The 12,921-nt window shown below is 70.8% G+C and carries 14 protein-coding genes; 8 read left to right on the top strand and 6 right to left on the bottom strand.

Annotated features, from left to right (window positions below; genetic code table 11):
- Positions 1–153 precede the first annotated feature (153 nt).
- Positions 154–1,926 carry an arginine--tRNA ligase gene (gene argS / locus ACIPYQ_RS05035; protein WP_401246217.1) on the top strand — a complete coding sequence of 591 codons (1,773 nt, stop codon included), beginning with the start codon at positions 154–156 and terminating at the stop codon, positions 1,924–1,926.
- Positions 1,927–2,083: 157 nt separating this feature from the next.
- A complete protein-coding gene (locus ACIPYQ_RS05030; protein ID WP_401246214.1) occupies positions 2,084–3,571 on the top strand; it encodes a hypothetical protein in 1,488 nt (495 codons plus the stop codon).
- 58 nt (positions 3,572–3,629) lie between these two features.
- Here ACIPYQ_RS05030 and ACIPYQ_RS05025 read toward each other — a convergent pair whose 3' ends face one another.
- Both ACIPYQ_RS05025 and ACIPYQ_RS05020 read right to left on the bottom strand, forming a co-directional pair.
- The gene (locus ACIPYQ_RS05025; protein ID WP_401246212.1) at positions 3,630–3,884 is read right to left on the bottom strand and encodes a Txe/YoeB family addiction module toxin; all 255 of its coding nucleotides are present in this window, start codon (positions 3,882–3,884) and stop codon (positions 3,630–3,632) included.
- Complete coding sequence (locus tag ACIPYQ_RS05020; protein ID WP_401246209.1) at positions 3,881–4,156, bottom strand: type II toxin-antitoxin system Phd/YefM family antitoxin; 276 nt, start codon at positions 4,154–4,156, stop codon at positions 3,881–3,883. The genes ACIPYQ_RS05025 and ACIPYQ_RS05020 overlap by 4 nt, the downstream gene beginning before the upstream one ends.
- Positions 4,157–4,417: 261 nt before the next feature.
- Here ACIPYQ_RS05020 and ACIPYQ_RS05015 point away from each other — a divergent pair, with 261 nt between their 5' ends.
- Positions 4,418–4,765, top strand: coding sequence for a DUF6247 family protein (locus ACIPYQ_RS05015; protein WP_401246206.1), 348 nt, complete (start codon positions 4,418–4,420; stop codon positions 4,763–4,765).
- 155 nt (positions 4,766–4,920) lie between these two features.
- A complete protein-coding gene (locus ACIPYQ_RS05010) occupies positions 4,921–5,718 on the top strand; it encodes a VOC family protein (protein WP_401247646.1) in 798 nt (265 codons plus the stop codon).
- A 51-nt stretch (positions 5,719–5,769) separates the two neighbouring features.
- Here the strand turns inward: ACIPYQ_RS05010 and ACIPYQ_RS05005 are convergent, their stop codons facing one another.
- From ACIPYQ_RS05005 to ACIPYQ_RS04995, 3 genes are read right to left on the bottom strand one after another with little or no spacing between them, the layout of a single operon-like run.
- On the bottom strand, positions 5,770–8,145 hold the full coding sequence (locus ACIPYQ_RS05005) for a tetratricopeptide repeat protein (protein ID WP_401246204.1): 2,376 nt from the start codon (positions 8,143–8,145) through the stop codon (positions 5,770–5,772).
- The gene (locus ACIPYQ_RS05000; protein WP_401246201.1) at positions 8,145–8,549 is read right to left on the bottom strand and encodes a hypothetical protein; all 405 of its coding nucleotides are present in this window, start codon (positions 8,547–8,549) and stop codon (positions 8,145–8,147) included. Before ACIPYQ_RS05000 ends, ACIPYQ_RS05005 begins: the two co-directional genes overlap by 1 nt.
- Before the next feature lie 35 nt (positions 8,550–8,584).
- Positions 8,585–8,983, bottom strand: coding sequence for an ATP-binding protein (locus ACIPYQ_RS04995; RefSeq protein WP_401246198.1), 399 nt, complete (start codon positions 8,981–8,983; stop codon positions 8,585–8,587).
- Between the two features lie 152 nt (positions 8,984–9,135).
- Here ACIPYQ_RS04995 and ACIPYQ_RS04990 point away from each other — a divergent pair, with 152 nt between their 5' ends.
- From ACIPYQ_RS04990 to ACIPYQ_RS04975, 4 genes are read left to right on the top strand one after another with little or no spacing between them, the layout of a single operon-like run.
- Positions 9,136–9,921 carry a Scr1 family TA system antitoxin-like transcriptional regulator gene (locus ACIPYQ_RS04990; protein WP_401246195.1) on the top strand — a complete coding sequence of 262 codons (786 nt, stop codon included), beginning with the start codon at positions 9,136–9,138 and terminating at the stop codon, positions 9,919–9,921.
- Positions 9,918–10,163, top strand: coding sequence for a DUF397 domain-containing protein (locus ACIPYQ_RS04985; RefSeq protein ID WP_401246192.1), 246 nt, complete (start codon positions 9,918–9,920; stop codon positions 10,161–10,163). Before ACIPYQ_RS04990 ends, ACIPYQ_RS04985 begins: the two co-directional genes overlap by 4 nt.
- 4 nt (positions 10,164–10,167) lie before the next feature.
- On the top strand, positions 10,168–11,397 hold the full coding sequence (locus ACIPYQ_RS04980) for a hypothetical protein (protein WP_401246189.1): 1,230 nt from the start codon (positions 10,168–10,170) through the stop codon (positions 11,395–11,397).
- On the top strand, positions 11,378–12,154 hold the full coding sequence (locus ACIPYQ_RS04975) for an alpha-ketoglutarate-dependent dioxygenase AlkB (protein ID WP_401246186.1): 777 nt from the start codon (positions 11,378–11,380) through the stop codon (positions 12,152–12,154). Before ACIPYQ_RS04980 ends, ACIPYQ_RS04975 begins: the two co-directional genes overlap by 20 nt.
- 2 nt (positions 12,155–12,156) lie before the next feature.
- On the opposite strand, the gene ACIPYQ_RS04970 is transcribed toward ACIPYQ_RS04975, so the two are convergent.
- Entirely contained in the window at positions 12,157–12,915 is a 759-nt protein-coding gene (locus ACIPYQ_RS04970; protein ID WP_401246184.1) for a TetR/AcrR family transcriptional regulator, read from the bottom strand.
- Between the last annotated feature and the right edge of the window lie 6 nt (positions 12,916–12,921).

Genomic DNA, 12,921 nt, shown 5'->3' with positions numbered 1-12,921 from the left:
TCGAATGCTGGCTTCAGCCATTCTCCCAGACGGAACGGGTCGCTCTGAGGTTGCTTTTCCACCGGGAAACCGGTTGCCCCCTCGTGGGATACTCGGCACTTGTCGGAACAACCAAGTGCACCCACCGGCACAACCTCACAGGAACGGCAGCTCATGGCCTCGGTCCCTTCCCTCGCTTCTTCCGTCAATCAGCGCGTCGCGGACGCCCTCGCCTCCGCCCTGCCGGAGGCCGGTGCCGCCGACCCGCTGCTGCGACGAAGCGACCGGGCCGACTTCCAGGCCAACGGCATCCTGGCGCTCGCGAAGAAGGCGAAGGCCAACCCGCGCGAGCTGGCGACGACCGTGGTCGAGGGAATCCCGACCGGTGACCTGATCCAGGAGATCGAGGTCTCGGGCCCCGGCTTCCTGAACATCACGATCACCGACCGGGCGATCATCGAAACGCTCGCGGCACGGGCCGGCGACGACCGCCTCGGCGTCCCGCTCGCGGCGAACCCGGGCACCACGGTGATCGACTACGCGCAGCCGAACGTCGCCAAGGAGATGCACGTCGGGCACCTGCGCTCGGCCGTGATCGGTGCGGCGATGGTGGAGATCCTGGAGTTCACGGGCGAGAAGGTGGTCCGTCGTCACCACATCGGCGACTGGGGCACCCAGTTCGGCATGCTCATCCAGTACCTGCTGGAGCACCCGCACGAGCTGGACCACAAGTCCGAGGAGGAGGTCTCCGGCGAGGAGGCCATGTCCAACCTCAACCGCCTCTACAAGGCCTCGCGCGCCCTCTTCGACTCCGACGAGGAGTTCAAGACGCGCGCCCGGGCCCGGGTGGTGGACCTCCAGGCGGGCGAGCCGGAGACCCTCTCCCTGTGGCAGCGGTTCGTGGACGAGTCGAAGATCTACTTCTACTCCGTCTTCAACAAGCTGGACATGGACATCCAGGACCCCGACGTGGTCGGCGAGTCCGGGTACAACGACATGCTGGTCGAGACGTGCAGGCTGCTGGAGGAGTCGGGCGTCGCCGTCCGCTCCAACGGCGCGCTGTGCGTGTTCTTCGACGACGTCAAGGGCCCGGACGGCAACCCGACCCCGCTGATCGTGCAGAAGTCCGACGGCGGCTTCGGCTACGCGGCCACCGACCTGTCCGCGATCCGTGACCGGGTGGCCAACCTCGGCGCGACCGAGCTGATCTACGTGGTCGACGCGCGGCAGTCCCTGCACTTCAAGATGGTCTTCGAGACGGCCCGCCGCGCGGGCTGGCTGAACGACGAGGTCAAGGCCGTGCAGCTGGCCTTCGGCACGGTGCTGGGCAAGGACGGCAAGCCGTTCAAGACCCGTGAGGGCGAGACGGTCCGGCTGGTGGACCTGCTGGACGAGGCGATCGACCGCGCCACGGCCGTGGTCCGGGACAAGGACAAGGACCGTGGCCTGCTCACCGAGCAGGAGATCGTCGAGAACGGCCTTCAGGTCGGCATCGGCGCGGTCAAGTACGCGGACCTCTCCACCTCGGCGGCGCGCGACTACAAGTTCGACCTGGACCAGATGGTGTCGCTGACGGGTGACACGTCCGTGTACCTCCAGTACGCGTACGCCCGGATCCGGTCGATCCTGCGCAACGCGGGCGACCGTTCCCCGGTGGCCCACCCGGAGCTGGACCTGGCTCCGGCCGAGCGGGCGCTGGGTCTGCACCTGGACGGCTTCGGCGCGCTGATCGAGGAGGCGGCCGCGGAGCACGCCCCGCACAAGCTGGCCGCGTACCTGTACCAGCTGGCCTCGCTGTTCACGACGTTCTACACCGAGTGCCCGGTCGTGAGGCCGCAGCCGGAGCTCGTCGTCGGCGAGAACCGTCTGTTCCTGTGCGACCTGACGGCCCGCACCCTCACCAAGGGCATGGCCCTCCTGGGGATCCGGACGCCCGAGAAGCTCTGACATCTGGACTCCGGACTCCGGACAGAACGCACCAAAGATCGACGACCCCGGCAGCCACTGCCGGGGTCGTTGGCGTTTCGTGATGTTTAAGCCATCAACTTTCACGCCGGCCCCACTAATCTGATCATGTTCAAAAGAAGACGTGTGGGGGAAACAAGTGAAGAAGATCAAGCGCATGGCCGCGGTCGCCGCGGTCGCCGTGGCCGGACCGACCGTCCTGACCGCCACGCCCGCCATGGCCGCCGACCAGCCGGCCGTGATCGTTCCCGACGTGGCGCCGAAGGACGACGCCACCGCCGACGCCGGTGCGCCGACCACGCCCGTCGTCGAGACGCCCGTCGCGGACAAGCCCGTCGCCGAGAAGCCCGCGCCGGTCGCGGACAAGCCGGCGCCCGTCGTCGAGTCGCCCGCGCCGGCCGCCCCGGCGCCGGCGCCCGCCGAGCAGCCCGCGAAGGACGCCAAGCCCGCCGCGGACAAGCAGCACGCCGATTCCGACGGCATCATGATGGGCCCCGACGTCACTGTCGCGGGCATCCCGAAGAACGGCTTCAAGCCGGGCGGCGACTGGACCCAGCTGAAGGTGTCGGTCGACAACTCGGGCGGCGGCTGGGTCAACGGGCTCGCGCCCCGCCTCTCGGTCGACAAGGCCGGCGGCAAGCTGAAGGCCGGCCACTACGAGATCGAGTCGCGCATCGTCAACCCGGACGGCAGCAGCTACTGGTGGCCCGCCACGGCGCTCGACCACGACACCGACGCCACCAGCATGAGCGACTACTTCATCGGCACCGTCGGCGAGCTCGACCGCGGCGCGAGCTACGACCTCGACGTGCGCATCCGCTTCACCGCGGACGCCCCGCGGATCCGCTTCGACATGGCCTCCGACGCCGTGAGCATCAGCGCCGACGGCTGGAAGTACGGCCCCAGCAGCTGGTACGACGCCAAGATCGAAGGCGCCGAGGACGGCGACGAGGACCCGTTCGTCGAAGGCCCCGCGCTCGCGGTGAATGGCGTACCGGAGACCGTCAAGGCCGGCGGCGACTGGACCAACCTGTCCGTGCGCGTCGACAACTCCGGCAAGAAGGCCCTGGACGGCTTCGACGTCGGCCTGGTCCTGGCCCGGCCGGACTGGACCCCGATGAAGGGCTCCCACGTCAAGGTCGAGGTCCTGAGCAAGGACAAGAACGGCAAGGCCGGCTGGCACGAGGCCGAGATCCGGAACGAGGAGGAGGGCGTGTTCCTCGGGGTCGACCTGGCGGGCGGCCCCGTCGCGGCCGGCCAGAGCTTCGACATCCAGGTCCGCATCCGCCTGTCGGCCGACGCGCCGCTCGGCGACCTGCGCATCTCCTCCTGGGGCTCCTCCCAGGTCGGCCCGGACACCCCGGCGCCGTGGGCGCAGTCGCACTCCAAGGCCCGCCTGACGAAGATCGTCGCCGCCGACCCGGCCACCGGTGACAACGGCAACCAGCCGAAGCCGAACGGCGGCTCGAAGCCGATCGTCGACGACACCAAGGGCACCGGCGGCGAGCTCGCCGCCACCGGCGCCGACGCGGCCACCACCTGGGCCCTCGGCGGCGCGGGCGTGGCCCTCGCCATGGGCGCCGCCCTGGTCGCGGGCACCGGCCGCCGCCGCCGCACCACCGCCTGAGGCACGCGGTCGCCAGGCCCCGTCACCCACCCGGTGGCGGGGCCGCGCGCCATTCCGGTCAGTAGTGGTAGCGGGCCTGAGCGATCTCCACGGCCGCGTCCCTGATCCGGTACACCAGACGGTGCTCGTCGGTGATCCGCCGGGACCACCACCCCGAGAGGTTCTCCTTGAGCGGTTCCGGCTTGCCGGCACCCTCGAACGGCGTGCGCTGGATCTCCTTGATCAAGCGGTTGATCCTCTTCAGGAGCTTAGGGTCGGCGGTCGCCCAGTAGGTGTACTGCTCCCAGGCCCTGCTGGAGAACACGACCTTCACGCGGCGAACCCCTCGTCGCCTTCCGCTTCGATGAGCTCCCTGGCCTGGCCGTGACCGGCGTCCAGCTCGGCGATCGACTCCATGAGGATCTGCGCGTTGCGCGGTGAGCGCAGCAGGTAGACGGTCTCCTGCCAGGACCGGAAGTCTTCGGCGGACATGATGACGACGTCGCCGTGCTCCCGGGAGGTCACCTCTACGGGTACGTGGTCCTCGTTGACCTGCCGGATCAGCGGGTAGAAGCGCTGCCGAGCCTCGTTCGCGGACATCGACACGTTTGTCCTCCTGAACAGTACGGACACTCGTACGGGTTTACCGTACCAGTCTTGGCGTCGTCCCGGACGGCCCGCGTACGGCATCGCTGCGGCCCGCCACGGCCGGCACCCTCTCGAAGGGCATGTCCCTCCTGGGCCTCCGCACCCCCGAGAACTCTGACGCTCCACCGACGCGCGCCCCGGGGGCCCGTCGCATTTTCCGGACCGGGCCCGAGCCCGGCGGCTAGGGTGGAGGGCGTCCGATCCGAGGAGGAACCGGATATGACGACCGCGACGCCTGCGCCCGGCGGATCAGTGCCGCCGATGCCGGAGTACACGCCGAAGGCCCTGCGCGCCGCCATAACCGCCCACGCCCCGGCCCTCCTGCCGGACTTCGACGCCGCCTGGCGACAGCAGATCGCCGACGCGTACGACATCGGGCCCGTTCCCGCGTTCATGGCCCGCTGGTGGGGCGAGTACGCCCTCGCGTGCGACCCCGAGCTCGACCGCCGCGTCAGTGACCTCGAAGCCCGGGCAGCCGAGGCCACGGGCGCCGAAGCGGCCCGCAAACTCCTCGACGAGGCCTCGCGCATCCGCCACGAGCTGCGTGACCTGGAGCCCGGCGAGTGAGCGAGGAGTTCACCGGGAGGAGATCTTCTGGCAGTAGGCGGCACGGCTTGCGCTCCGCGCGTGTTCACCCGTTCGGGCCGGTTCGGGCCCTGCGGGCCGGGTAGGGGATGGCCCGTCCTTCCCCCACCCGACCACCGGAGGCCTCCGTGCCCGACATGAACGGCCCCTACAAGCCCGGCACCCCCTGCTGGATCGACCTGATGGTCCCCGACCAGCAGGCGGCCCTCGACTTCTACAACGACCTCTTCGGCTGGCAGGGCGAGATCGGCCCGGCCGAGCAGGGCGGCTACGCCGTCTGCACCCTCAAGGGCCAGCCGGTCGCCGGCATCATGAAGGCGAGCAACCCGGACGGCAGCGTCCCGGACCCGATGCCGCCGGTCGCGTGGACCACGTACCTGGCCACCGACTCCCTCGACTCCACCCTCAAGTCGGTCACCGACGCGGGCGGCACGGTGATGATGGGCCCGATGGACGTCATGGACCTCGGCCGGATGGCCGTGATCACCGACCCCACCGGCGCCGTCGTCGGCCTGTGGCAGGCCGGCACCTTCGACGGCGCCGGCATCGTCAACGAGCACGGCGCCCTCATCTGGAACGAGCTGAACACCGCCGACGTCCCCGCCGCGGCCGCCTTCTACACCGCCGTCCTGCCCGTCACCACGGCCCGGTCCGAGATGCCGGACGCCGGGGACTACACCGAGTTCCAGGTCGACGGCCGCGCGGTCGGCGGGATGATGGACCTCGCCAAGCTGCCGGCCGGGGTACCGCCGCACTGGATGCCGTACTTCCACGTGGACAGCGTCGACGAGATCCAGGCCGCCGTCGTACGGGCCGGAGGCAGCGTCATGGCCCCGGCGTTCGACATGGTGGCGGGCCGGATGGCCGTCCTCGCGGACCCCCAGGGCGGCGTCTTCTCGGTGATCACCGCGACTTCCCCGGAGCAGGTCGGCTGAGGTGACCTGATGTCACCCGGCGCACGGGGAACCCGCTCCCCGTGCGCCCCCTCACCTCGTGAACCGGTGCCACCAGCGACGCCGGGCCGTCTCGCGCATGCGCGCGGACTCCTGCCTGCAATCCGCCTCCCGCTTCGCATCGCCGACTGCGGCGAAGCCCGCCGCAGCCCGCTCGAAGCCCTCCGCCGCCTCCGCAAAGCGGCCCAGGCCACCCAGGGTCCCGGCCAGTGCCCGTACCGCAGCGGCCTGGTCCTCCATAGCGTCCAAGAGCGCGCAGGCCCGCTCGTGCGCCTCCAACGCCTGCGTCCACCGCCCCTCCCGCTGGTGCAGTAGGCCGAGGTTGATCAGCACCACGCCTTCGCCGTCCCGGTCTCCCCCTGCGGTGAAGAGGGTCAGCGCCTCCTCGAAACGGGCCCGCACCTCGTGCGACGAACCCGTGGACATAAGCGATAGACCCATCCGGTTCAGGATCCACGCCATGCGGGTCCGGTGGCCCAGCTCCCGCACGATGACGAGCGCCTCTTCCCATACGACCAGGCACTCCTCGCCCCGTCCCGCCGCCGAGAGCGCCTCACCGAGTGCGTCCAGCACGATGACCTCGTGGTGCCTTTCGCCCAGCTCCCGCATGAGGGCGAGAGACTGGCGGTGCATGGCGATCGCCTCGTCCAGCCGTCCCAGGCGCCGAAGGTCGCTGCCCAGCGCCAGCAGCACCGCGGCTTCCGCGTGCAGGATCCCCAGCTCGCGGTAGATCTCCAACGCTCGCTGGTGAGCTTGCCGTGCCTCCTTCAAACGGCGCGCGGCAGCGTACGAGGTGCCCAACAGGGTCAGCGCCCTGCCCTCCCCCTCCCTGTCAGAAGCCTCGCGGAACAGGGCGAGGGCCTCCGTCAGCCGCTCGGTGCCCTCCTCGTCGTCCGCCTGGCACAGTGCGCTGCCCAGGTCGCACACCGCGACGGCGAGGTCGCGGGGACTGCCCGTCGTACGCACGGCCGCGAGAACGTGGCGCGCCATCAGCAGGTGTTCCTGCACGTGCCCGTAGAGCTGGAGGTACGGAGCCAGGAGGTCGGCCAGTTCCAAGGCGGTCTCCACGCGACCGGAGTCGGCGGCGTAGCCCACGGCGGCGACCAGCAGCGGACGCTCCGTGTCGAGCCATTTCAGCGCCTGCCCCATGGAGGGCAGGCCCGGGCCGCCGCCACCCGGGCCCCTCAGGCCCAGGACCTCATGCGCCACTCCGGTGCCGAAGACCAGGACTGACAGCAAGGCGTCCGTCGCCTCCTCCCGCCCGTCCTCCTCCGCGCGCTCCTCCCCCCGCTCCAGCGCGTACAGCCGCAGCAGGTCGTGCATCCGCCACCGCCCCGAGCCCACCGGCTGCTCCGTCAGCAGGCTGGCCCGTACGAGCGCGGCCAGCTTGGGCCGGACCTCCTCGCCCTCGCCGGTGAGCAGGCCGGCGTACTCGGTGCGGCAGTCCGGGCCGGGGTTCACCGTCAGCAGCCGGAAGACCCGCGCCTGGTCGGCGGGCAGCCGCGCGTACGAGAGGTCGAACGCGGCCCGCACCCCCACCGGTACGCCGCCCTCGTCGAAGGTCAGCGCCTCCAGCCGGCTCCGGGCTTCGGCCAGCCGCCGCGCCAGCTCCCCCGCGGACAGGCCGGGATCGCCCGCCAGCACCGCCCCCGCCACCGCGAGGGCCAGCGGCAGCCGTCCGCAGCGCCGGGCGATCCCGGCCAGGGCCTCGGGCTCCCGTGCGGGCCGGGGGTCGTCCGGCCACGCGCGCAGCACCGCGTCGGCGAGGAGTTCGGCCGCGGGCTCCTCCGCCAGTTCGTCCAGCGGGAGCACCCGCCCCGCGAACCCGGGCGCCACCAGCCGGTGCCGTGAGGTCACCAGCAGCCGGTGCGCGTCGGCGGCCGGTACGAGGTCACGCACCTGCCCGACCGCACCCGCGTCGTCGGCCACGATGAGCACGCGCTGCCCGGCCTGGGCGAAGGCCGCCAGCCGCGCCCGGTACAGCGCGACCCGGCCGTCCGGCGACTCCGGCATGTCCGTGTCGCGGATCCCCAGGTGGCGCAGCATCTCCTGGACCGCCTGCGGCCCGCTCACGCCGCCGTCGGGGGCGTAGCCGCGCAGGGAGAGGAAGAAGACGCGGTCGCCGAACCAGCCCAGTTCCACGGCCCGGTGGGCTGTCGACACCGCCAGCGCGCTCTTGCCGACGCCGGCCAGCCCGGCCACCACGACGACCGCGGGGCCGCCCTCCGCGAGCAGGCCCACCAGTTCCTTGGCCGGCCCGTCGCGCCCGACCAGGGCGGGGGGCGCGTCGGGCAGGCCGAGCAGTGCCCGGGGCGCGGGGCCGGCGCCGGCCGCGTAGGTGATGTGGTCGCCGGCGACCTGGGTGATCCGCGCGTTCCCGTCGGCGCGGGCCCACTGCTCGTTGCCCACTAGGGGGTGGGGGCGGTGCCGGTGCCCGTGCCGGGGGTGCTGCTCCCGGTGTCGGTGGTCTGCTGCACGCGCGAGTCGCCGTCGGCCCGGGCCCACTGGTCCACGAGGTCCGGGGCGGAGCCTCCGCCGGACTGGGTGATCTGACCCGTCCCGGAGGCGCGGGCCCGCTGCCGGACGACGGTCTGTCCGGCACCCGCGGCGCCCGGCCCGCTGCCCGCCCACCAGGCCCCGGCCAGCCCGAAGGCCGCCGCCATGGCCCCGGCGAAGCCGGCGGCGGCCGCCACCTTGTCCGAGTCCTTGTCCGGCAACCAGCCGAAGGGGGCCGCCTGGCCCAGCTTGAAGCTGAGCAGGAACACGATCGCCGTGCCCCCGATGACGACAGCCCACCGCAACGGACGTGACACTGGCCCCCCTTGATGCGTCTTCCGAGCATCCGAAGCTAGCAGGCACCCCCGCGGAACTCGCACCAGACGACCTTCCCCGGCGTCCGGGCCAGCACCCCCCACTCGTCGGCGACCGCGGCGACGAGGGTGAGCCCGCGCCCGTGCGGTCGCCCGGTGATCCGGGAGAACCCGGGCCCGCTGTCGTGCACCTCGACCCGTACGGTCCCGTCCTCGAAGCCGAACAGCCGCAGGAGGTAGCCGCGGCCGCGCGGGACCCCGTACCGCAGGGCGTTGGTCGCCAGCTCGCTCACGCAGAGCAACATGTCGTCGAGGCGTTCGGTCGCCGCCCATGCCCGCAAGGTGTCACGTGTGAAGTGCCGTGCAGCTGCGACGGATCGGGGTGAGCGCAGGTAGAGGCGCTCGCGCATGAGCGCCGCCTGAATAGTTGGATTCACGGGACGATCGTCGCGTTCCGTGACTAGCGTGTTGCTGAGCGCCGACCCGTACTCCCTCATGAGTACGGGTCCGCACGGGGTAGCTCACGTGTACAGGCGGGGAGTTCGCTGTCATGCCACCGAGGAAACGAGTACGGCCGAACGCGACGACCATGAAGATGGTCGGCGCGATGGTGGCCGCCGCCCGCATCGCCAAGAACCTGACCCAGAAGCAGCTGGGCGAACTGGTTCGGCTGGACGCGGAAACCATCGCGTCGATCGAGCAGGGCCGACGGGCGTTGATGCCGAACGTCGCCGAGCTGATGGACTTCCACCTTGGCCTGCCGGGGCTGCTGACCGTGGCGGCGAACGAGATGCCGGCCATCGACGCGACTCCGCCGTGGGCCGAGGAGTACATGGACCACGAAGCCCGTGCGATCGCGCTTTCCTGGTTCGACAACCAGGTGGTGCCCAGCCTGCTCCAGACGGAGAACTACGCGCGGGCCGTGTTCAAGTGCCGCGTCCCCACCCACCCCGAGGCGGAGATCGAGGCGCTGACCACCCGCCGCATCGCACGCCAGAAGATTCTGCGCCGCAGCACGCCGCCGACCCTGAGCTTCGTCATCTGGGAGGCGGTACTCCGCGACCGCATCGGCGGAGACGAGGTGTACGCGGAGCAGCTGCGCCACCTGCGCGACTGCTCCTACCTGCCGGACGTGAGCCTCCAGGTACTGCCCCTGGGCCGCACCTCACACGCCGCACTCGACGGCCCGTTCACCATCCTCGAAACCCGGGACCATCAGCATCTCGGCTACACCGAAACCCAGCGCGGCAGCCAGCTCATCTCCGACCCCGATGAGGTCAGCATCCTGGCGCGCAAGTATGCAATGCTGCGAACTCAGGCCCTCAACACCGAGCAGACGCGGGGCCTGTTGGGCCGCCTGCTAGGAGAGACATGAGTGCCACGACCGCACTGAAGTGGTTCAAGTCCAGCTACAGCGGCAGCGAAGGCGGCCAGTGCCTGGAAGTCGCCCTGGCCTGGCACAAGTCCTCGTACAGCGCCAGCGAGGGCGGCGCCTGCGTCGAGGTGGCCACCGGCCCCGGCACGGTCCACGTCCGGGACTCGAAGGTCCAGCACGGCCCCGTCCTGGACCTCGCGCCCGCGAGCTGGGCGGCGCTGACCGGCTGGGTTGCTCGATAGCCCCATGGACTCGACCGAGCTGACGGAAGCCCGTATCGATGGCGCGGGCAACATACTCGTCGCGCCTTCGACGTTGCAGGACACCGACCTGGTCAGGGACTTCTTCGGGTCCGTGATCACACCGGAGGACCTCGCCTCCGGTGTGACCGACCTCGCGCGGAAGACCGTCTACCTGTGTGGCGACCTAGCCGGGATCAGTGAGGCGCAACTGGACTCGGCGGAGCGGGTGTTCGTCGTCCGGGGGCTGTCGCGCGGGTACCGCGAGGACGTGGACGCGCCCTGGACCCTCGTCGACGTCGGCCGGGTCCCCCTCCGGGTGCACGGCGCCGGCGTGTACTACCGCCGTTTCTTCGACCTCGACGCCGATCACTTCGGGCGGATCCGTGCGGAGCACGCCTTCCAGTCCCTGACGGAGTCCACCAAGCCCGGTACGGCCCATCGCAGCGGCATCTATCTGACGCCCGTCGAGCAGGACGGTGAGGACCTGCATTTCCGCCTGCTCCGGTGTTCGACGAACCTCTCGGGGCCGACCGAGGGATTCCGCGCGACCGACACCCGGATCATCGAGGCGCTGAATCGCGAGGCCGCCACCGTCTTCCGGGGCCACGCGCCGCTGAACCACGTCCTCGCGCAGATCTACCACAACACCCTCGCCACGGCGGAGCGCAAGCAGTCCAAGGCGAAGATATCGGCCCACGCCGACAAGACGAAGGACATGCCCGCCAACGGCGTCATGGCCTTCTGCACCTTCTACGACGGGCTCGAAAGGCTGCGACCCATGGCCGAAGACCCCTTCGACCACGGCGTAAAGCGTGCCAGCGGGCTGACCAGGCTCCGCTTTCGCCTCAAGGAGCCGAGCGAGGGACGCGACGGGGAGGCGCTCCCCTCGCAGTTCGCCCTGACGCTCTATCCGGGCTCCGTGTTCTTCATGCCGCTGTCCACCAACCGTCTGTACACGCACGAGATCGTGCCCTCGACGCTGGACGCCGATGCCCTCCCGACCCGTCTGGGGTACGTGGTGCGGTGTTCGAGCGCCGAAGCCGTGCACAAGAACGGCCGGACGTTCCTCAAGGCGGCCGGGGGTCTGGTGCGGCTGGGGCCGCCCACGCCCGAGGGCATGGACGAGCTGCGCAGGCTGTACGCCGAGGAGAACAGGACCTCGTCCTTCATCGACTACGGCGACGCGTTCCTCTTCAGCATGAACACCGGAGACTATGTTGCCCCCCGCGCCTAGGATCTCCGACGCGTTCGTCTCGTACGCCTTGCCGGCCGCGCCGGATCTCTTCGCGGAGCTGTCCACTTCGGCCCGGCTGGAGGCCGCGGGAAAGGGCCGGCAAGGTGCCGTGCTCACCAGGGTCGACGAGGCGGAGGGCGGGGTCCCCCTCGTCCGCACGACCACGCAATACAGCAGCCCGGCGCAGCGTTTCCGCGCGGTGCACGAACGGCTGGCGCAGCGGATCCAAGAGCGTGCGGCGATCCCGGTCGGCTTCAACAACGCTCTCTTCGAGAACTACACGCATGTCTACCGCACCATGGGGAGCCATTCCGACCAGGCCCTGGATCTGGCCGACGATTCGTTCATCGCCGTCTACTCCTGCTACCGGCATCCCGAAGCGGGGTCGAAACGGAAGCTGGTGGTCGAGTCAAAGGGGGGCGGTGTCGACCCGTTCGAGATCCCTCTCGCCCACAACAGCGTCGTCGTGTTCTCGGTCGCATCGAACCGGCGGTTCAAGCACAAGATCGTGCTGGACGCGCCCGTCCCGGCGGCGGACAACCCGTGGCTGGGCCTGACGTTCCGGACGTCGAAGACCCTCGTCCGGTTTCGCGACGGACATGCGTACCTCCCGCAGGGCGCACGCCTCACCTCGGCCGACGAGGAGCAGCGGCGCGGGTTCTACCGGCTACGGCGCCGCGAGAACGATGAGACGGACTTCGCCTATCCCCCGCTGACGTACACCGTCAGCGAGAGCGATCTGCTGCCGCCCGTCTGACCTCAGGCGCGGCTCGCCATCAGGGCCGCCAGGCCGTCCAGGATGCGGTTCAGGCCGAAGCGGAACTGGAAGTCCGGCTCGCCGGAGCCGGTGAACGCGTCCGAGTCCAGCAGCCGCGTCACCGCCGGGTGGCTCTCCGGGCCGGTCATGAGCCGCAGCGTGCGCACGTACTGGCCGAGCGCCTGTTCCGGGGCGACCCCGGACTTGATGATGGCGTCCATCATGTCGGCGGCCATCGTGGCCTCGTTCCGCACCAGGCCGCCGATCAGGATGATCGTCGACAGCTTCTCGCTCTCCGCCAGAGCCGCGCCGGCCATGGACGCGAGGCCGCGGTCCATCCAGGCCAGCTGGTTCGGGGAGACCGGGGCGGCGGTGATCGGGATGCGCAGGATCCAGGAGTTGGCCATCAGGACGGCGCGCTGCGCGTACGCCCAGTCGGTGAGCAGTTCGCGCCAGCCCCACTCCTGTGCCTCGGGCGGCAGCGGCGGCGGGGTGCCGACGCCCGCGTCCGCCATGAGGACGTAGAGCTCCTCCTTGGCGGCGACGTACCGGTAGAGGGACATCGTCGAGACGCCCAGCTCCTTGGCCACGCGGCCCATGGAGACGGCGTCCACCCCCTCAGCCGCGGCCAGCGTCACGGCCGCCTCCACGATTCTCGGGAGCGTGAGCGTGGGGCGCGGCCCCTTGCCGGGGCGTTCGCGTAGGCCCCAGGCCATTTCCAGGCTGGCCGGGAGCCCTGTCCCGCTGTCCTCGTCCGCCATGACCGC

This window comes from Streptomyces sp. NPDC090045 (assembly GCF_044747975.1).
In the GTDB taxonomy this organism is placed as follows: Bacteria; Actinomycetota; Actinomycetes; order Streptomycetales; family Streptomycetaceae; genus Streptomyces.
The sequence above is the reverse complement of the archived record's forward strand: the minus strand, read 5'-3'. Positions and strand labels throughout refer to the sequence as shown.